Origin of the sequence: Streptomyces sp. AA4 (assembly GCF_000158875.1) — a bacterium.
Classification (GTDB): Bacteria; Actinomycetota; Actinomycetes; order Mycobacteriales; family Pseudonocardiaceae; genus Amycolatopsis.
On sequence record NZ_GG657746.1, the window covers coordinates 1165145 to 1182475 of the forward strand.

The window sequence follows — 17331 nt, forward strand, 5'->3', positions numbered from 1 at the left end:
AAGGCGAAACGGTGTTGCCGGCGCGTACGCGGTTTCGGATATGCCAGCGATACGCGTCTGCTCGTAGCATCGAGGGCATGCGTGTGCTGATCGTCGAGGACGAGCCTTACCTGGCCGAGGCCATCCGGGACGGTTTGCGCCTGGAAGCGATCGCGGCCGATCTCGCCGGGGACGGGGACACCGCGCTGGAAATGCTGAGCGTCAACGCGTACGACATGGCGGTGCTCGACCGGGACATTCCCGGACCGTCGGGCGACGAGATCGCGAAACGCGTCGTCGCGTCCGGCAGCGGCATGCCGATCCTGATGCTCACCGCCGCCGACCGGCTCGACGACAAGGTCTCCGGTTTCGAACTCGGCGCCGACGACTACCTGACCAAACCGTTCGCGATGCGGGAACTCGTGCTCCGGCTGCGCGCGCTCGACCGCAGGCGCGCGCACAACCGGCCGCCGGTGCGGGAAATCGCCGGACTGAAGCTGGACCCGTTCCGCCGCGAGGTCTACCGGAACGGCCGATACGTCGCGCTGACCCGGAAGCAGTTCGCCGTCCTGGAGGTGCTCGTCGCGGCCGAGGGCGGGGTGGTCAGCGCCGAGGAACTTCTCGAGCGGGCCTGGGACGAGAACGCGGACCCGTTCACCAACGCCGTCCGCATCACGGTTTCGGCGCTGCGCAAACGGCTCGGCGAACCGTGGCTGGTCGCGACCGTCCCCGGGGTCGGCTACCGGATCGACGACGGGTCGGCACGCGGATGATCCGCGAGCCCGGGATGAGCGTCCGGCTCAAACTGACCCTCAGCTACGCCGGATTCCTCATGCTGGCCGGGACGCTGCTGCTCGGCGCGGTGGGCCTGTTCCTGCTGAACTACCAGGACCGGGCGCTGGAAGTGATGCCGGTGGTGATGGCTCCGTCCGGCCGCGAACTGATCAAGGACTTCGCGCCGGACGCGGCGATCGTGATGCTGCTCCTGCTGATGTTCGGCCTGCTGGGCGGCTGGATTCTGGCCGGGCGCATGCTCGCCCCGCTGAACCGGATCACCGCGGCGACCCGGCAGGCCTCGACCGGTTCGCTCGCGCATCGGATCGAACTGGAAGGCCGCGACGACGAGTTCCGCGAACTCGCCGACAGCTTCGACGCCATGCTCGCCCGCCTCGACGCGCACGTCGCCGAACAGCGGAGGTTCGCCGCCAACGCGTCCCACGAACTGCGTACTCCGTTGGCGATCACGCAGAGCCTCCTCGAAGTCGCGCGAGACGATCCGGACCGCGATCTCGGCGAGCTTCACGAACGTCTTCGGGTCGTGAACGCGCGGGCGATCGAACTCACCGAAGCCTTGCTGCTGCTCAGCCGGGTGGACCAGCGGTCGTTCACCCGGGAATCCGTCGACTTGTCGCTGGTGGCGGAAGAGGCCGCCGAGACGCTCTTGCCGCTGGCCGAGAAACACGGCGTGACCATCGAGACTTCGGGCGAGTTCACTGCCGTGAACGGGTCTCGGGCGCTTCTGCTGCAGCTGACGACTAATTTGCTGCACAACGCCATCGTGCACAACCTGCCGGAGGGCGGGACTGTGCAGCTGCGCACCACTGCCTCCGCGACGTCGAGCACGCTCACGGTGGAGAACACCGGGGAAGCGGTCAGCCCGGAGCGGATTTGGACGTTCACTGAGCCGTTCCAGCGGGGTACTGAGCGGGTCCGGGGGGATCACGCCGGGGTGGGGTTGGGGCTGGCGATTGTGAAGAGCATTGCCCGGGCGCACGACGGGTCGCTTTCGCTCGCGCCGGGTGCTGCGGGTGGGCTTCGGGTGGTGGTGCGGTTACCTGGGGAGGCGATGTTGTTCGGCGATCGTCAGCACCTGTCGGGCTAGGGCGGTGTCGGCATTGGGTGCTCCGGTCGTGGCGGCGCGGGCGGACATCGCGGCGAGGTGGGCTGGGTCGGTGAGGACTGGGAGGAGGGCGGCTTCGATCCAGGCCGGGGTGAGGTCCGCGTCGTTGACGAGCAGCGCGCCGCCGGCGGTGACGATCGGCTCGGCGTTCAGGCGTTGCTCGCCGCCGCGGTCGGGCAGGGGGACGAACGCCGCGGGGAGGCCGACCGCGGCCAGTTCGGCGCAGGTCAGCGCGCCGGAGCGGCAGATCGCGAAGTCGGCGGCGGCGTAGGCATACTGCATTTCGTCGACAAACGGCAGGACTATGTGCGACGGGTCGGCCGCGTCGACGGTGTGCTGCGGGCCGGTGATGTGCAGGATCCGCACCCCGGCCGCGCACAGTGCGGCAGCTGCGCCGGAGGTGGCGGCGTTGATGGTCTTGGCGCCTTGCGAGCCGCCGGTGACCAGCAGGACTGGGCCGTCTTGGGGCAGGCCGAACCGGCGTCGGGCTGCGTCGCGGGTTGCGGCGCGGTCGAGTTCGGTGATGGCTGGACGCAGCGGGATTCCGATTGCGGTGCCGTGTTTCAGCCGGACGGCCGGGGAGGCGGTGTACACGTGCGGCGTCATCCGGGCGGCTAGCCGGTTGGCTGCTCCCGGCCGGACGTTCGCCTCGTGGACGACGATCGGCAAGCCTCGCTGGCGGGCGGCGAGGTAGGCCGGGGCGGCGACGTAACCGCCGAAGCCCACTACGACGTCTGCGCCGACCTGGTCGAGGATTGTCCCAGCGGCCCGGATCGAAGCACGCAAGCGGGACGGGGTGTGCAGGAGCGCCCAGGTTGCCTTGCGCGGCAACGGAACCGGCGGGATGAGTTCCAGCGGGTAGCCGCGAGCGGGGATCAGCGTCGTGTCCAGGCCGCGGACGGTGCCGAGTGCGGTGATCTCCGCCTCGGGGGACAGCCGTCGCAACGCGTCGGCGAAATTCATCGCGGGTTCGATGTGTCCGGCGGAGTGGCCTCCGGCGACGACCACGCGGGGTGGCTTGGGGTCCATTTAGGCGATGAGGAAATCGAAGTACGTGTCTGGGTAAGGCTCGTCGTTCAGCGTGTAGTGCCACCATTCGGATTCGTACGCGGCGAAACCGCAATCCTCCATAATGGACCGAAGGTGTTGCCGGTTCGCCGTTTCGGCGGGGGTGATTCCCGGTGCGCCGTGGTGCGAGACGGCATCCATCAGGTCGAAGCCGCCGCCCATGGGGACGAGTTCACCGGTCTCCAGGCGGTACAGAGTCAAATCCACGGTGCTTCCTCGGGTGTGACCGGATTTGATCGCTACGTAACCGTTTTCGAACATCTCCGCGCGGTTGAGGTTCGGGTAGTGCTGACGTTTCTTGCGACCGTCTTCCGGCTGTTTCGCCCAGCGCAGGAAGCAGTCTACTGCGCGTTGCGGGCGGTAGGCGTCCCAGATCAGCAGGCCGAAGCCTCGGGTCGCGGCTTTGTCCTGCGCGTTTCGCAAGGCGGCGCACAGGGCATGGGTGCCGACGATCCGGTTCGCCAGGTAACCGTCGACCGGTTTGCCGGTGAAGTTGTCCCAGGTGGCGTACTTGGCGTCCCAGCGGATTCCGGGCGCGACCTCGTCCAGGAAGGCGAAACCGGGCCTCATCGGCGCGCCCCGGCCAGCGCGAGGGACACCATCCGGTCGAGCATTTCGGCGAACGACAGCCCGGCGGCCGCCATCATCCGCGGGTACCGGCTGTAGGAGGTCAGTCCGGGGAAGGTGTTGACCTCGTTGAGCATGACGGTGCCGTCTTCCAACAGGAACAGGTCGACGCGGGCGAGGCCGCGGCAGCCCAGCGCGCGGTAGATGGTGCGCGCGGTCGCCTGGACGCGGGCGCGCGCCTCCGCCGGGATGGCCGCGGGGACGAGGATGGTCGAATTCTCGGAGCCGCTTTCCGGGTTGTCCTCTTGGTGGATCTTGAAGAACCCGTGCGACAGCCGGATCTGGTCCGGTTCGCCGACGATCAGGTCCGCGCCGTTGCCCAGGACCGCGCAACCGACTTCGCTGCCTTCGACCGCTTCCTCGATCAGGACCTTGGAATCGAACTGCGCCGCGTCCGCGAGCGCGCTCGGCAAGTCCTCCTCGCGCGAGACCTTGGTGACGCCGAACGACGAACCGGACCGGGCCGGCTTCACGAAGACGGGGTAGGTGAATTTGCCCGCGTCGACGGTCTCGTTCGCCGAGCCCGCCCAGAAGTTCGGCGTGGCGATGCCCGCGCTGTCGGTGACGAGGTAGGCGAGGGATTTGTCCATGCACAGCGCCGAACTTCGCACATCGCAGCCCGCGTACGGGATTCCGGACAGCTCGAGGAGGCCCTGCATCGCGCCGTCCTCGCCGAGTTTGCCGTGCAGCACCGGCAGCACCACGTCCAGCCGGACCGGCTCGTACTTGCCCTGCTCCTCGACCAGCAGTCCGTGGACGCCGCGGTCCGGTGACAGCATCGCCGGGCGGCCGTGGTCCTCCCACCCTTCGCCGGGGCCGTCGCAGAGCTTCCACGAGCCGTCCTTGGTGATCCCGACCCAATACGGCTCGTAGGTTTCCGGTTCGAGGTTCTTCGCCACTTCTCGCGCGGATTTGACCGAGACGGGGTGTTCCTCGGAGATTCCGCCGAAGATGACGCCGATCTTGAGTTTAGCCATGGTTTGTCCAGCTTTCGAAATTCAGGCAGTTGAGGAGGCTGTTTTCCACCGCGTCGCGCAAGGCGTGCTCGGTGTGGTACGCGGTGTGCGGGCTGATCAGGACGTTCGGCAGTTTCTGCAGGCGCGCGAGATTGGTGTTTTCGATAGGTTTGCCGCGGCAGTCGGCGTAGAACATGCCTTCTTCGCCTTCGAGGACGTCCAATGCCGCGCCGCCCAGTCTGCCGTTTTCCAAGGCGGACACGAGGGCTTCGGTGTCGATCAGGCCGCCGCGGCCGGTGTTGACGACGATCGCACCGGGTTTCATCTGCTCGATCCGGTGCCGGTCCAGGAGATGGCGGGTTTCCGGGGTGAGCGGGGTGTGGAGGGTGACGATGTCGCTCTGCTGCAGCAAATCGTCGAGGGGGACGTAGTCGGCCGACGTTCGGGGGCGGAGGTCGTAAGCGAGTTTCTGGCCGCCGAAACCCCACAGCCGGTCGATGACCGCGGCACCGATGCGTCCGGTTCCGATGATGCCTACGGTGAGGTCGCGCAGTTCTTTTCCGGGAGCGTTGTTCAGCCGGTAATCGTGCGCGTCCGTTCGGCGGATGAGGGATTTCGCGTGGCGGATCGCCATCAGCATCAACATGAGCGTGTAGTCGGCGACGCTGTCGGGCGAGTACGCGACGTTTTCGACGGTGATCCCGAGTTGCTCGGCGTATTCGACGTCGAGATGGTTGCAGCCGATGCTTCGCGTGGAGAGATACCGGACGCCGATCTCGCTGAGTGCGCGCAAGGTGCCGTTGGTGATGCGGGTTTTGTGGCTGACGCTGACGCGCCGATTCCCGGCGGCGAGTTCGACGGTGGCTTCGGACAGCGCCGCCGCGGTGACCGCCGCTGTTATCCCCAACCGGCGCACCGCCTCTTGGACCAGGGCGGCTTCGTCGGGACCGCAGCCGTAGATCGTGATCCCGGCCGCCGGAACCGACGACCGGACCCGAAGCCCCGCGGCACGGGCCGGTTCGCGGTAGGTCATGCGGGTCAGTCAAGGCGGCGGGATGTTGCCAGCCTGTATGCGGTTTCCGATACACGGACGATATGCGGCCGCGAGAGAAATGGGGTGGAGCGAGCGGGCACCGGCGTGGTCGGATGTCGCGGTGAAAGAGCGGAAGCGGAAGATCTTGGCGCGCCGGGCGGAAGTCCTGGCGCTGCGGCCCGTTCCGACCTGGCATCATGCGCGGATCTTGCCGCCGGAGCCGGGGGAGGTGCGGATTTCGGAGGCGATCGGTCCGTTCGGCGAGCTGACGGCGGTGTGGTCGGCTCCAGCGGACCGCGCGGTGCGGGTGACAGTGCACGTGCCGGAGATGGCGGTCGCGGCGCGAATTCCGGAGCTTCGGCTGGAGAGCCCGGAGGTGCAGCCGCTGCCGGACGGGCGCGTGCTGCTGGTCGGGCCTCGGTGCGACTGGCGGACGACCGGGCTGGAGCGCAATGCGATCGTCTTCGACTCCGACGGCGAGGTGGTGGCCGAGCAGACTTTCGGGGACGGAATCTTGCACGTGCAGGCCTCCGGGCCGGGGAGATCTGGGTCGGCTACTTCGACGAAGGCGTGCTCGGCTCGCGCGGTTGGGGCGAGGACGGAGCCGCCCCGCCGGTCGGCCGGAGCGGGCTGGTCCGGTTCTCGGCCGACTTGACTGAGGACTGGCGTTATCCCTGGTCCGCGCGGATGTCCTGGGGGCATATTTTGGACTGCTACGCCCTCAACGTCGATGGCGACACCGCCTGGACGTGCTTCTACACCGAATGGCCCGTCGTCCGGATCCGCGACGGCCGCGTCACCGGGTGGCGCAACGAAATCCGCAGCGCTACCGCGTTGGCAGTGCGTGGTTCGCGGCTGGCGTTCTACGGCGGGTACGAGCCAGAGCGGGATCGGCTGGTGGCCGGGGTTCTGGACGGCGACCGGTACCGCGTGACCGGCGAGTACCGGCTCGTTCTGCCGGATGGTCAGGAACTACCGCGAGACGCCCGGGTTTTCGGGCGGGGCGCGGACTTGCACATCGTGACCCGGCACGACTGGTATCGACTCAGTCTCGAAGACCTTCCCGCGTAAGGAAATCCCCGTTACCGCGGCCAATCAACGTCCACTGTGGACGTAGTGCACCGGGCGGCGGACGTCAACCGGCGGCAGGACCAGACGCGTTACCTGGGCGAGGAGTCGTAGCGAGGTCCGCCGGGGCCTGCCATCGGGCGAGCCGGTCGTAGAGGCGCGACAGCCGGGCGTGGAAGGTCTCCAGCGCCCAGGCCAGTTGCCAGCTGAGCGTCGCGGCGGTGTGCTGGGCGGCGACGAGACAGGCGTGCTCGGTGTTGCACCACGCCAGCGCGGCCAGCGCGTCGGGCAGCGGATGGGGGAGGACGTCCGGTGCGGGCGGATCGAGCCGGACCGAGGCTTGCCGCGGGTTGAGGAGCCGGTCGGCGGCGTGGGCGGTGTGCGTGTAGAAGTACAGGATTCGCTGCAGTGCGGCGTCGCGGGCGTCCTCGGCGAGGGTGTGCTGGGCGGTGTCGCCGGCGTAGAGGCGGATCAGGTCGTGCATCCGGTACCGGCCCGGAACGTGTTGCTGCACCAGGGAAGCCAGCTCCAGTTCGCGCAACACCGGGCGCAGCTGGACGGCCGGGAGCGCCACCAACGCTTCGGCGGCGGCGAGGCTGATGTCCGGACCGGGGGCGATGCCGAGCAAGCCGAACAGCCGCGTCGCTTGCGGGCTGAGCGCGCGGACCGACCAGGACAGCACCGCCCGCAGGTTCACCCTGAGACCGCCGGCGTTCAGGCCGTCCAGCCGGGCGGAGGCGTCGCGCAGTTCCTCGGCGAGGACGGCCAGCGGAAACGTCGGGTGGTGCTGGGCCCGCGCGGCCACGATCCGTACTGCCAGGGGCAAACCGGCGCACATCGCGAGCAGGTCGGCGACGGTGTCCGGTTCCGCGGCCAGCCGGTCCGGGCCGAGGTGCCCGGCGAGCAGTTCGCGCGCGTCCGGGTCGGGGAGGACGTCCAGGTCCAGCAGGTGCACGCCGTACAGCGCGGCGAGGCCGACCAGGTGGCGGCGGCTGGTGATCAGGACTGTGCAGGTGGGCGTGCCCGGGAGCAATGGCGTGACCTGGTCGATGTCGCGGGCGTTGTCCAGCAGGAGCAGCATGCGTTTCCCGGCGAGCAGGCTGCGGTACAAGCCGATCTGGGCTTCCAGGTCGACCGGGATCGCGGAGGGGGCGACGCCGAGGGCGTCCAGGAAGCCGCGGATCGCCTCGGCGGCGGACCGGGGCTGTCCGATGGGATCGAAACCGTGCAGGTTGACGTGCAGTTGCCCGTCGGGGAACCGGTCGAGCCGCTGGTGTGCCCAGTGCAGCGCGAGCCAGGTCTTGCCGATTCCGCCGGCGCCGCCGATCGCCACCGTCCCGGCCAGGTCCATGTGCCGGTCCAAATGCACGAACTCGGCGCAGCGACCGGCGAACAGCCGGGGCGGGCCGGGCAGCTGGCGGGGGACGGGCGGACGGGTCGCGGGCTCCGGCGCGGGGGTGGACAGCGCGGGGTCGGCGGCGAGGATCTGCTCGTGCAGCCTGCGCAGCGGACGGCCGGGATCAGTGCCGAGTTCGTCGGCGAGAACCCGTTGCAGGCGGTGGTAATGCTGCAGCGCCTCGGCTTGGCGGCGGCTTCGGTAGAGAGCCAGCAGGTACTGTCCGGCGAGCCGTTCGTCGAACGGGTGGCTCGCGGTGTCGGCGGCGAGTTCGGCGAGCAGTTCGGTGTGTTTGCCTTGCCGCAGCCGGATGTCGGTCAGATCGAGCCGCGCGGTTCGCTGGCGGGCGGTGAGCGCGGCCCGCAGCGCGCACAGCCACGGGATGTCGGCCGCGGCGGCGAGGTCGGAGAAAGGTTTGCCCTGCCATAAGGACAACGCTTGTTCCAGTGCGGTCGCGGCTCGGGTGTCCGCCTCGTCCGGATCGTGGTGCGGGGTGGCGCGGGCTTGGGCCAGCAGTGCGTGGAAGCGATGCAGATCGACCGCGTCCGGTTCCACGGAAAGCCGGTACCCGCAGTCGGCGCGAGTGAGCTCGACCTCGGGAATCGGAGCGAGAACCCTGCGCAGCAACGGAATGTTGTGCTGCACCGCACGCCGCGGCTGGCGGGGCAGCGCGCCTTCCGGCCAGACGCGGTCGATGAGTTCGTCCATCGCGACCGTCTGGTTCGCCTCGATCAGCAGCACCGCGGCCATGCAGCGCAACTGCGGATGGCCCAGTTCGATCGCGCGGCCGTCCACGGTCACGCCGACTGGGCCGAGCAGGCGGAACCGCACCGTCATCGTGATCACCCGTGAGCCGGTCGCCGGACCAGGACATGGTGTGTTTAGCGGTCCTGGCCCCGCCCGGGCAACCGCCGCGGCGGATCTGCGGCGCTACGGCCGAGCAGTTTCGGCCGAGCGGACCGGAAACCGCGTCCGGGGCGGCCCGCCGGATGGCCGCCCCGGACGTTTTCCCGGCTAGGACAAGGCTTCCCAGTTAATGCTGCGCAAAGGGACGCCGGGGCACGAAAGAACGAAACGGTAAGTGTTGCCCGCGAACATGACGGGGCCGTTGATCCGGGCATTGTTCGAACAGATGAGATAAACCCGCATCACCCCGACGCGCACCGAACAGCTGACCGCGACGTCGTGGAACGGGATCCGGGAGAAATAGCTGCAGTTGAACACCGGCGGCGTGGTGTTCGGCGCGGCGAGCGCGCCCGCTGAGCTGAGGGTTCCGGCCTGCGTGCCGCCGGCCGGGGCCGCGGTCGCGACGCTCGCGCCCGCGAACAAGGCGGCGATCGTCAAGGCGAGGGCGAGGAACGGCTTGGCCGCTCTTCGGGAAAGGGAATCCGGGCCAGTGGATCGAAGCATGGTGAATATTCCTTTGCGCCGGGGCGGCACCTCGGATGGTGCGCCTCGCGAACCATGCTGTCCGGTCGCGGCGTCGCGGATGCGGCACCGATGCGTCATCGCGAAACCGCGAAGAATCCTTGCCGGGTCTCAGTTATTGCTTGCGTTGGCCGTTCTGATACTTGAGCGCGTAGCGGACCGCGTCGGCACGCGAGTGGAATCCGGCTTTGGCGAAAAGGTTGTTGATGTGAGTTTTCACGGTGGCCTCGCTGATGACCAAGGCGGCGGCGATTTCCGGATTGCGCAGGCCGTCGCCGATCAGCCCGAGGATTTCCCGTTCGCGCGCGGTCAGCGACAGGTCCGGTTCGGCGGGCGGGGCCGGTTTGGCGGCCAGCGCGAGCAGCCGCCGCTGCACCTCGGGCGAGAGCACGGTCTGGCCCTGCGCGGCGGTGCGCACGGCGTGCAGGATCGTGGTGCGGTCGGCCTCTTTGGTCAGGTACCCGCTCGCGCCCGCCTGGAGGGCGGCCAGGATCGATTCGTCGTCGTCGAACGTGGTGAGCACGAGAACGGTGGTGCCCGGTTCGGTTTCGCGGATTTTCCCGGTCGCGCCGACCCCGTCCAGCACCGGCATGTTGAGGTCCATGAGCACGACGTCCGGGCTGTGCTCCCGCACTGCCTTGACCGCTTCCTCCCCGTTGGTCGCGGTCGCGACGACGTTGACGTCCTCGGCGAGGTCGAGCATGACCGCGAGGGCTTCGCGGACAGTCGCCTGGTCGTCGACGACAACGAGGGTGATCGGGCGGTCGGTCATCGAGGCAGCTCCAGTTCCACGGTCCAGCCGTCGTCGGCCGGGCCTGCTCGCAGGGTGCCGCAGAGAAGGGCGGCTCGTTCGCGCATCCCGACGAGCCCGACGCCGGAACCACCGGCCAGCTCGGCGCGGCGGGGTTCGGTCGCGGGCCCGTTGTGCACGGTCAGCCTGACCTGATCAGCGGTGAAGGCCAGCCGAAGGCGGCGCGGCGCTCCGGGCGCGTACTTGGCCGCGTTGGTCATCGCCTCCTGCGCCGCCCGGACCATGGTGTGCGTCGTCTCCGGGCCGACGGTCCCGGCCTCGCCTTCGACCGAGAACTCGGCCGACGCCTGTTCGGCGAGCTGGCACAACGTCTCAGACAACGGCAAGGTGTCTTCGCGCAGCGCGTGCACTGCCCGGCGGGTCTCGGTGATCGAGTCGACCGCGATGGCGCGTGCCTTGCGGACCGCGGCGGCGGCCTCGTCGTCGCGGCCGCTGTCGCGCAGGGCGTCGGCCAGGTCCAGCTGCAGCGCGATCCCGGAAAGCGAATGGCCGAGGACGTCGTGAATCTCGCGCGCGATCCGGCCGCGTTCGACGAGCGCTGCCTCGCGCGCCTCGGACTCGCGGGCGCGCTGGGCCGATTCGGCGGCGAGCTGGGCGCTGCGGACGGCGTCGAGGCGGTCGTGGTGCGAGATGCCGACCGCGACCGGCAGGCCCACGGTCAGCGTCACCCACACCGGCCATACCGGGACGTCCGGGGAGAGCTGTCCGACCGTCCAGGTCGCTACGGCCGCGACGACCGAGCCGCCGACCGCGATGGTCACCGCGGCCCGGCGGGACGCGAGCTTGATCCCCGAGGCGGACGCGGCGACGAACGGGAACATCGCCGCGAAGGTTCCGTGCGCCAGCGGCAGCAGCAGAGCGCCGAACAGCATGTAGGCGCTCATCACGGCGATCTGCCGGGTTTCGGCCATCCGGGCCCAGGGCAGCAGCGAGACGATCCCGGCGAGCGAAACGAGTACGAACAGCGACAAGGCCAATGGCCGGAACGCGATGGTCGCGCCCGGCCATTGCACCGCCGTGCAGGCGATGGCGGTGAGGACGAGGACGGGCTGGATCAGCTCGTCCCGGTACTGCCCGAGAAGGGACAGCGGCCGCTGGTCCGGCTTGCTCATGGGACCAGGTTCCTCCTCGTCTGGCCGGCGTCGTGCGCGGACTGAGTGTTCCACTCGGCCGGGCGGCCGGCGAGGTTGCGCTGGAGGTTGTCGAGCAGCGGCGAGGTCTGCCCGGGCGCGCCGTCGCGACCCTGGGCCCACATGACCTGGTGCCCGGCGCGCAGCGCGCGGTAGAGCACGACCAGCCCTTCGGCGAGGATGCCGACGCCCAGGGTGAACAGCAGGCTGTTGGACACGCCGCCGGCGTCCTGCGGGTCGAACGCGTCGAGCGCGAAGTTCACGCCCACCTTGACCACGATGTTCGCCACCCACAGCGCGACGGTGACCGGGGTGTAGCGGACGAAGGCGATGCCGTCGCGCCGGGAAATCCGGACGCTGGCCCCGCGCAGGACGCCGAGAACGATGCTGATCGCCGCCGTCCCGACCAGGAAAATCAGCGACGCGGCCGTTTTCACGTCGCCGGACAGCGTGCTGAGGCCGACGACGGACAGGATCGCGGGCAGGATCAGCATCTGCTTGGCCTGCGCGGGTTCGCCGATCATCCGCCGCACCATCAGGTAGCCGACCGCCGCCGCGATCAGGACGATCTCCACGGGTCCGCTCATGGGTTGTTCCTGCCTTTCGATTCGCGTTCCGATGCCGAGAAAACTACGGAGGAACGGCGGCGAAGTCGTGCGGTGCGAGGCGTATCCGCGGGTGGAGAAATCCCTCCACCCGAGCCTGGATTTCTCCACCCGGGATACGCCCCCGGCGGCAAGACGGCGGGCGGGCGCGACCGTAGCGTTTTCCGGGAAATCCCAGCAGCCGAGCCGAAAACGGGGAGTACGGCATGCCTTCGCCCGCCCGCATGATGATCACCACGATGTTCCTGGACGTCGGTTTGTCCGTCGTCGCCTACTACACCGCCAACCTGCTCGGCGCGAGTGCTTACGTGTCACTGCTGATCGGCACGATCGTCGCGGGACTGCGGACGGTCTGGGTCGCGGTCGCGCAGCGGCGGCTGGACCTCTTCTCGTCGTTCCTCATGCTGCTTTTCGGCCTGGGCCTCGGGTTGAGCTTCCTCACCGGCGATCCGCGCCTGTTGCTGGCGAAGGAATCGGTGACCACCTTCTGCGCCGGCGTCGCTCTGGTCGGCAGCTGCGTGCTCAACCGCCCGCTCGCGTACTACGCGGCACGGCGCTTCGCGCACTCGGCCGGCGGCGAGCAGCAGCGCGCCTTCGAGGCCACCGCGCAGGACGCGACGTTGCGGCGGCGGTGGTACCAGGTCTCGCTGGTGTGGGGACTTGGGCTGACCGCCGATTCGGTGCTGCGCATCGTCGGCGTGTACACGCTGCCGTTCGATACGGCGGCGGCTTGTTCGCAGGCGTTGATGATCGTCGCGTTCGGGGGGTTGATCGGGTGGACGCTGCTGACCCGGCGGCGGGGCGAGCAGGCGGTTCAGCGCCGGTCGTAGGCGCGCATCGCGGCCGCGACGTCGTCGAGGAAGTCCAGGATGACCGGGACGTGCTCGGGGGCGAGCCGGTCGGTGATGGCTTCCATCTCGGTGAGCAGCGGGCTGAGCGCGGTCCGGACGTCCTCGCGGGCGTGGTCGGTGGCCTCGAGGTGGACGCGCCGCCGGTCGGCCGGGTCGGCGTGGCGGGCCAGGTGCCCGGCGGCGGCGAGCCGGTCGACCAGCACGGTCGCGGACGCGGAGGTGATGCCGAGCCGGTGGCCCAGCTCGCCCGGTCCGAGCGGCTCCGCGCTGGAAACGACCAGGTCGAGGGCCTGCACGTCGGTGACCCGCAGTGACAGCTTGCGCGCCAGCGCCGCCTGCATGCCCCGGCCCGCTTGCAGCAGCCGCCGCACCGCCAGGGAGATTTCCCGCGCCGCTTGCTGGTCCGCCACGGGCGAATAGTAGCTAGAAATTCTAGCGGTGGGCTACGCTGGGGGATATGGCTAGAAAATCTAGCGAATCCGCTCCCGTGGTCGTCGCGGGCGGCGGTCCCGGCGGGATGGTGCTCGCGTACCTGCTCGGGCGGGCCGGGATCCCGGTGACGCTGCTGGAAGCGCACCAGGACTTCGACCGCGACTTCCGCGGCGATTCGCTGCACCCCTACACCCTCGAACTGCTCGACCGCCTCGGCCTGGCCGACCGGCTGCTCGCCCTGCCGCACCACAAAGCCCGCTACTTCCGGCTCCACACCCCGGCCGGGTCGATCACGACCGCCGACTACGGCAAGCTTTCCACCCGGTACAACTACGTCGCCCTGATGCCGCAGGCGCGGTTCCTCGATTTCCTCGCGGCCGAAACCTCTGCGTTGCCCGATGCGCACGTGCGTACCGGAGCCAAAGTCGTCGACCTGAACCGCGACGGCGACGGGCGCGTCACCGGCGTCCGCTACCGCGACGACACCGGAACTCACGACCAGCCCGCCGCGCTCGTGGTCGGCGCGGACGGCCGGTTTTCCCGGGTCCGCCGCCTCGCGGACGCTCCGGCCCGCTCGCTCGGCGCCACCACCGACCTGCTGTGGTTCCGGCTGCCGCACCGCCCCGAAGACCCGCCGGACGCCGACGTGGACCTCTTCTTCGGGCAGCACCACTACGTCGGCCTGCTCGCCGGGACCAGTGGCTGGCAGGTGGGATACAGCCTACCCAAAGGCGGCTACGCCGAGGCCCGCGAACAGGGGGTCGGTCCGATTAGGACATTCCTTGCCGAGCACGTGCCGTGGCTGGCGGACCGGGCCGAGCTGCTGACCGATTTCGGCCAGACGACCCTGCTGTCGGTCGATATCTCCCGCGTGGAGCGCTGGTGGCGACCGGGATTGCTGCTCATCGGCGACGCCGCGCACGTCATCTCGCCGGTCGGCGGCAACGGGATTCTCATGGCGGTGCAGGACGCCGTCGCCGCGGCCAATCACCTCGGGCGGGATTTGTCCGATGCCGCGCTCGCGCGGATCCAAGCCGAACGCGAGCCCGCGATCCGGCAGGTGCAGGCGCAGCAGGTCCGGCTCGAACAGCGCGCCGCCCGGGCGAGGGAACGCGGTCGTCCCGCCGCTCCGCCGTATCGGCTGCTGCGCCTGCTCACCGGTATTCCGGGTGCGCGGGCCCGCGCCGCTCGCGCCAATGCCTACGGGCCTACTCCGCCGTCGCTGGAGTCCTGAGGCGGGAAAAGGCGCGGCAGGAAGCCGATCATCAACGCGGACCAGGTCACGTGCGTCAGCATCGGTGCCTGCACTCCGCCGCCCCAACGGCGTTGCAGCGTGAAGAGCGTTCCCATGGCCGCGGACGCCAGCACCAAAGCCGGGTTTCGGGTCGCCGTCGTGGACGCCACGTACAGCACGGTCGAGTCTCGCGCGCCGAACGCGTCGTAAAGCGCGCCGCGGAAGAAAACCTCTTCCGCGGCACCGGTTACGAGCGCGGTCGTCACCACGGTGGGCGTCGAACCGTGGTGGGCGTGGCCGAGCACGCCGGTGATCGCCCGGCGCAGCAACGGAATTCGGCGGGCGACCAGCGCACCGCCGTAAAACACCCCGAACGCGCCCGCGCCCACCAACGCCGGCTGCACGACGTCCGGACGACCCCGGGACACCGGCCCGGCTGCGCGTGCTCCGGCGAACCACGTCGCCGCCACTGAGGCGGTCAAGGCGTGAAACCGGCGCGAACCCGGTTTGCTGGCCAAAGACGCGCCCAGGAGCCCGGAACCCGCCGCGGTCACCGCCTTCAGGAACGTCTTCACCTGGTCCACCGCTGTCTCGCTCGTTCGCCCAAGGCCTGCAGCACGGCGTCGTTGTAGCCCATCGGTTCGAAGTCGAAGATCCGGCGGATCGCGTCGTCGCGGACGACGACCTCGTTGCCCATCGAGTCGATCAGCGCGCGCCCGGTCGTCGCGTCGATGTCGGTGACCAGCGAAAGCCAGTACGACGACAGCCGGGGCGAGAGCAGCGGGACCGGCACGATCGCCAGCATCCTGCCCTCGATCGCCGCGACCCGCTGCAGCATCTCCCGGTAGGTCAGCACCTCCGGGCCGCCGATGTCGAACGTCCGGCCCTCGGTCTCCGGATGCTCCAGCACGCCGGTCAGGTAGCGGACGACGTCGGCGAGCGCGATCGGCTGGGTGCGCGTGCCGACCCAGCGCGGCGTGATCATCGCGGGCAGCCGCTCGACGAGCTGGCGGGTCAGCTCCCACGACGTCCCGCCGTGCCCGATCACGATCCCCGCGCGCAGCACGGTCACCGGCACCCCGGTCTCCGCCAGCAGCCGTTCGACCTCGCGGCGGCTGGCCAGATGCGCGGACAGCGAGTCGGCGTCGTCCCCGAGCCCGCCGAGGTAGACGATCCGGCGCACTCCCGCTTCCGCCGCCGCGCGGGCGAACGCGCGGGCCGCGGCGGCGTCGCGCTTCCGGAAATCGGTGCTGTCCAGGGAATGCACGAGGTAGTAGGCGGCTTCGACGTTCTTGAACGCATCCCGCAGGGAACCGATGTCCGCGACGTCGGCGCGGACCGCCTCGCCCGCGCCGCGGTAGTGCTCCGGACGGCGGGTCATGGCGAGCACGTCGTGCCCGGCGTCGGTCAGCGCCGGGCACAACCGCCTGCCGACGAACCCCGAGGCTCCGGCGACGAGTACGCGCATGCTTGCGACGGTAGCCGGGCGAGCGGAATCCCGCTGATCACCGCGGCGCGGGACGCTGCCGATCCGCCATCAGCCTGCCCATCAACCGGGTGAGCGCCTCGCCCAGCTGGCCGCCGAGCCGCGGGCCGAGCCGGGCGTCCAGTTCGGCGTCGACGGCCGCTGCGCGCGAACCCATCTCGGCCAGCAGGGAGTGCCCCTTCTCGGTGACGGTGAGGATGTGCTTGCGCCGGTTGGCCGGGTCCCGCTCTCGCTCGATCAGGTCGCGCTGCTGCAGCTGGTCCGCCAGCCGGACGACCAGGCTGGGACTCACCCGCATGAGCCGGGCGATGTCGTCCTGCGTCCGCGCGAGACCCTGCTCGACCATCGCGAGTGACCCGAGGTGCTTGGGCGTCAGGCCGGTTTCGCGCAGGTGCTCGGCGAAATCGTTCGCCAGGTCGGTGCCGAGAACCATGAGCCGGAAGGCCGCGGTCTCGGACAAGGAGCTGTTGGTCGCCACGACGGTACTCTATCATCCGTGAACAGTTCAATATGTGAATAGTTGAGGGGTGAGCTAATGATGGCGGTCTTGCTGGCGGGCAATGCGGTGCTCGCGGTGGTCAGTGTCGTTTTCGCGGTGGTGGCGGTGGTGCGACCGGCGGCGTTGAGCCACAGCGAAGTGCCGACGAAAGGCGAGAAGTTCTACAGCTGGATGTACGCGGTCAGAGCCGTGCCGCTGGGGGGTGCGGCCGCGGTCGTGCCGTTCCTCTGGTCTGGACCAGTCTGTGCGGTGGTCCTGCTCGCGGCAGCGGTCGCGCAGGCGGGCGACGTCGGCATCGGGGTGTCGCGCCGGGAAATCGGCATGATCGCGGCAGTTCCGTGGTAGGTGCGGTGCACGTGGTCACTGCTGTCGTGCTGTGGTGAAAGCCGCGCGTCAGTGTCCCGTCGGTACCGGCGGTGGTGAACGACAGCGGAGCGTTCTGTCCTGAGTGGGCGCTAAAATGACAAATCGGACGAATGCGCCGGGAAAATTCCTGTTGAGTGCAGCACTGTCAAATCAGCTCCACAATTGTCCATTGTGGATTTTGGTGCCACCCGGGGGCTCACGGGTTCTCGGGATGCGGCGGAGTCTCCTGTGCTGTTCTCCGGGAGGGTCGCTGGGGCCCGCGCGAGCGTCCAGTGTCGCATTGGGCCATTCGGCGGAAAGCTCCGAACGCGTTCTCTTCGCCCCCGGAAACTGCGGTCGACGGTCGAAGGATCGTGTATGCTGCCGACAGCGTGCTGACTGTGGGGCAGCCTTTTTCTTTACTGGGGGGTAAGTGTTGACAGCGGGAATCGCGGGAACTTCGTGGTGCGTTCCGAACCTTTC

At 69.3% G+C, this 17331-nt stretch carries 20 protein-coding genes; 7 read left to right on the forward strand and 13 right to left on the reverse strand.

Annotation, left to right across the window (positions count from 1 at the left end; translation table 11 throughout):
* Positions 1-77 precede the first annotated feature (77 nt).
* Positions 78-752, forward strand: coding sequence for a response regulator transcription factor (locus SSMG_RS05605; RefSeq protein WP_009073623.1), 675 nt, complete (start codon positions 78-80; stop codon positions 750-752).
* The gene (locus SSMG_RS05610; protein WP_009073627.1) at positions 749-1861 is read left to right on the forward strand and encodes a HAMP domain-containing sensor histidine kinase; all 1113 of its coding nucleotides are present in this window, start codon (positions 749-751) and stop codon (positions 1859-1861) included. Before SSMG_RS05605 ends, SSMG_RS05610 begins: the two co-directional genes overlap by 4 nt.
* Here SSMG_RS05610 and SSMG_RS05615 read toward each other — a convergent pair.
* The 4 genes from SSMG_RS05615 to SSMG_RS05630 are packed head-to-tail and all read right to left on the reverse strand — an operon-like array spanning position 1811 to position 5563.
* Positions 1811-2908: a glycosyltransferase gene (locus tag SSMG_RS05615; protein WP_009073630.1), complete on the reverse strand. Its 1098-nt coding sequence runs from the start codon at positions 2906-2908 to the stop codon at positions 1811-1813. The genes SSMG_RS05610 and SSMG_RS05615 overlap by 51 nt on opposite strands.
* A complete protein-coding gene (gene vanX / locus SSMG_RS05620) occupies positions 2909-3517 on the reverse strand; it encodes a D-Ala-D-Ala dipeptidase VanX (protein ID WP_009073632.1) in 609 nt (202 codons plus the stop codon). It lies immediately after the preceding gene.
* Entirely contained in the window at positions 3514-4551 is a 1038-nt protein-coding gene (gene vanA, locus SSMG_RS05625; protein ID WP_009073634.1) for a D-alanine--(R)-lactate ligase, read from the reverse strand. Before vanA ends, vanX begins: the two co-directional genes overlap by 4 nt.
* Entirely contained in the window at positions 4544-5563 is a 1020-nt protein-coding gene (locus SSMG_RS05630; RefSeq protein ID WP_009073635.1) for a D-isomer specific 2-hydroxyacid dehydrogenase family protein, read from the reverse strand. The genes vanA and SSMG_RS05630 overlap by 8 nt, the downstream gene beginning before the upstream one ends.
* Before the next feature lie 121 nt (positions 5564-5684).
* On the opposite strand from SSMG_RS05630, the gene SSMG_RS05635 reads away from it, so the two are divergent.
* Complete coding sequence (locus SSMG_RS05635; protein WP_158687992.1) at positions 5685-6218, forward strand: hypothetical protein; 534 nt, start codon at positions 5685-5687, stop codon at positions 6216-6218.
* Positions 6215-6634, forward strand: coding sequence for a hypothetical protein (locus tag SSMG_RS05640; RefSeq protein WP_158687993.1), 420 nt, complete (start codon positions 6215-6217; stop codon positions 6632-6634). Before SSMG_RS05635 ends, SSMG_RS05640 begins: the two co-directional genes overlap by 4 nt.
* Positions 6635-6698: 64 nt before the next feature.
* Here the strand turns inward: SSMG_RS05640 and SSMG_RS05645 are convergent, their stop codons facing one another.
* The 5 genes from SSMG_RS05645 to SSMG_RS05665 all read right to left on the reverse strand — a co-directional run bounded on the left by SSMG_RS05645 (position 6699) and on the right by SSMG_RS05665 (position 11983).
* Positions 6699-8864 (reverse strand): BTAD domain-containing putative transcriptional regulator, encoded by a 2166-nt coding sequence (locus SSMG_RS05645; RefSeq protein ID WP_037716649.1) that lies wholly within the window; start codon positions 8862-8864, stop codon positions 6699-6701.
* Between the two features lie 177 nt (positions 8865-9041).
* The gene (locus tag SSMG_RS05650; protein WP_037712674.1) at positions 9042-9437 is read right to left on the reverse strand and encodes a hypothetical protein; all 396 of its coding nucleotides are present in this window, start codon (positions 9435-9437) and stop codon (positions 9042-9044) included.
* 133 nt (positions 9438-9570) lie between these two features.
* The gene (locus tag SSMG_RS05655; protein ID WP_009073643.1) at positions 9571-10227 is read right to left on the reverse strand and encodes a response regulator transcription factor; all 657 of its coding nucleotides are present in this window, start codon (positions 10225-10227) and stop codon (positions 9571-9573) included.
* On the reverse strand, positions 10224-11378 hold the full coding sequence (locus SSMG_RS05660) for a sensor histidine kinase (RefSeq protein ID WP_009073646.1): 1155 nt from the start codon (positions 11376-11378) through the stop codon (positions 10224-10226). Before SSMG_RS05660 ends, SSMG_RS05655 begins: the two co-directional genes overlap by 4 nt.
* Positions 11375-11983, reverse strand: a complete 609-nt coding sequence (locus tag SSMG_RS05665) for a DUF1453 family protein (protein WP_009073648.1) — start codon at positions 11981-11983, stop codon at positions 11375-11377. The genes SSMG_RS05660 and SSMG_RS05665 overlap by 4 nt, the downstream gene beginning before the upstream one ends.
* 224 nt (positions 11984-12207) lie before the next feature.
* Here SSMG_RS05665 and SSMG_RS05670 point away from each other — a divergent pair, with 224 nt between their 5' ends.
* Positions 12208-12831 carry a VC0807 family protein gene (locus tag SSMG_RS05670; RefSeq protein WP_009073650.1) on the forward strand — a complete coding sequence of 208 codons (624 nt, stop codon included), beginning with the start codon at positions 12208-12210 and terminating at the stop codon, positions 12829-12831.
* Here the strand turns inward: SSMG_RS05670 and SSMG_RS05675 are convergent.
* On the reverse strand, positions 12816-13262 hold the full coding sequence (locus SSMG_RS05675; RefSeq protein WP_009073651.1) for a MarR family winged helix-turn-helix transcriptional regulator: 447 nt from the start codon (positions 13260-13262) through the stop codon (positions 12816-12818). The two genes, SSMG_RS05670 and SSMG_RS05675, sit on opposite strands and share 16 nt — an antisense overlap.
* Positions 13263-13309: 47 nt before the next feature.
* Between SSMG_RS05675 and SSMG_RS05680 the strand changes: the two genes are divergently transcribed.
* Positions 13310-14518, forward strand: a complete 1209-nt coding sequence (locus tag SSMG_RS05680) for an FAD-dependent oxidoreductase (protein ID WP_078560708.1) — start codon at positions 13310-13312, stop codon at positions 14516-14518.
* Here SSMG_RS05680 and SSMG_RS05685 read toward each other — a convergent pair.
* The 3 genes from SSMG_RS05685 to SSMG_RS05695 are packed head-to-tail and all read right to left on the reverse strand — an operon-like array spanning position 14485 to position 16482.
* Complete coding sequence (locus SSMG_RS05685; protein WP_037716652.1) at positions 14485-15093, reverse strand: CPBP family intramembrane glutamic endopeptidase; 609 nt, start codon at positions 15091-15093, stop codon at positions 14485-14487. The genes SSMG_RS05680 and SSMG_RS05685 overlap by 34 nt on opposite strands.
* Positions 15090-15986 carry an NAD(P)H-binding protein gene (locus SSMG_RS05690; RefSeq protein ID WP_009073657.1) on the reverse strand — a complete coding sequence of 299 codons (897 nt, stop codon included), beginning with the start codon at positions 15984-15986 and terminating at the stop codon, positions 15090-15092. The genes SSMG_RS05685 and SSMG_RS05690 overlap by 4 nt, the downstream gene beginning before the upstream one ends.
* Before the next feature lie 37 nt (positions 15987-16023).
* Positions 16024-16482, reverse strand: a complete 459-nt coding sequence (locus tag SSMG_RS05695; RefSeq protein ID WP_009073659.1) for a MarR family winged helix-turn-helix transcriptional regulator — start codon at positions 16480-16482, stop codon at positions 16024-16026.
* 60 nt (positions 16483-16542) lie between these two features.
* Between SSMG_RS05695 and SSMG_RS05700 the strand changes: the two genes are divergently transcribed.
* A complete protein-coding gene (locus tag SSMG_RS05700; RefSeq protein WP_199785812.1) occupies positions 16543-16848 on the forward strand; it encodes a hypothetical protein in 306 nt (101 codons plus the stop codon).
* Positions 16849-17331 lie beyond the last annotated feature (483 nt).

Excerpts from the sequence above, each read along its gene's own strand:
- SSMG_RS05700 (WP_199785812.1), top strand. The coding sequence starts at position 16,543 with ATGGCGGTCTTGCTGGCGGGCAATGCGGTGCTCGCGGTGGTCAGTGTC.
- SSMG_RS05690 (WP_009073657.1), bottom strand. The coding sequence starts at position 15,986 with ATGCGCGTACTCGTCGCCGGAGCCTCGGGGTTCGTCGGCAGGCGGTTG.
- vanA (WP_009073634.1), bottom strand. The coding sequence starts at position 4,551 with ATGGCTAAACTCAAGATCGGCGTCATCTTCGGCGGAATCTCCGAGGAA.
- SSMG_RS05660 (WP_009073646.1), bottom strand. The coding sequence starts at position 11,378 with ATGAGCAAGCCGGACCAGCGGCCGCTGTCCCTTCTCGGGCAGTACCGG.
- SSMG_RS05610 (WP_009073627.1), top strand. The coding sequence starts at position 749 with ATGATCCGCGAGCCCGGGATGAGCGTCCGGCTCAAACTGACCCTCAGC.
- SSMG_RS05650 (WP_037712674.1), bottom strand. The coding sequence starts at position 9,437 with ATGCTTCGATCCACTGGCCCGGATTCCCTTTCCCGAAGAGCGGCCAAG.
- SSMG_RS05630 (WP_009073635.1), bottom strand. The coding sequence starts at position 5,563 with ATGACCTACCGCGAACCGGCCCGTGCCGCGGGGCTTCGGGTCCGGTCG.
- SSMG_RS05655 (WP_009073643.1), bottom strand. The coding sequence starts at position 10,227 with ATGACCGACCGCCCGATCACCCTCGTTGTCGTCGACGACCAGGCGACT.
- SSMG_RS05665 (WP_009073648.1), bottom strand. The coding sequence starts at position 11,983 with ATGAGCGGACCCGTGGAGATCGTCCTGATCGCGGCGGCGGTCGGCTAC.
- SSMG_RS05605 (WP_009073623.1), top strand. The coding sequence starts at position 78 with ATGCGTGTGCTGATCGTCGAGGACGAGCCTTACCTGGCCGAGGCCATC.
- SSMG_RS05615 (WP_009073630.1), bottom strand. The coding sequence starts at position 2,908 with ATGGACCCCAAGCCACCCCGCGTGGTCGTCGCCGGAGGCCACTCCGCC.
- SSMG_RS05670 (WP_009073650.1), top strand. The coding sequence starts at position 12,208 with ATGCCTTCGCCCGCCCGCATGATGATCACCACGATGTTCCTGGACGTC.
- vanX (WP_009073632.1), bottom strand. The coding sequence starts at position 3,517 with ATGAGGCCCGGTTTCGCCTTCCTGGACGAGGTCGCGCCCGGAATCCGC.
- SSMG_RS05680 (WP_078560708.1), top strand. The coding sequence starts at position 13,310 with ATGGCTAGAAAATCTAGCGAATCCGCTCCCGTGGTCGTCGCGGGCGGC.
- SSMG_RS05645 (WP_037716649.1), bottom strand. The coding sequence starts at position 8,864 with ATGACGGTGCGGTTCCGCCTGCTCGGCCCAGTCGGCGTGACCGTGGAC.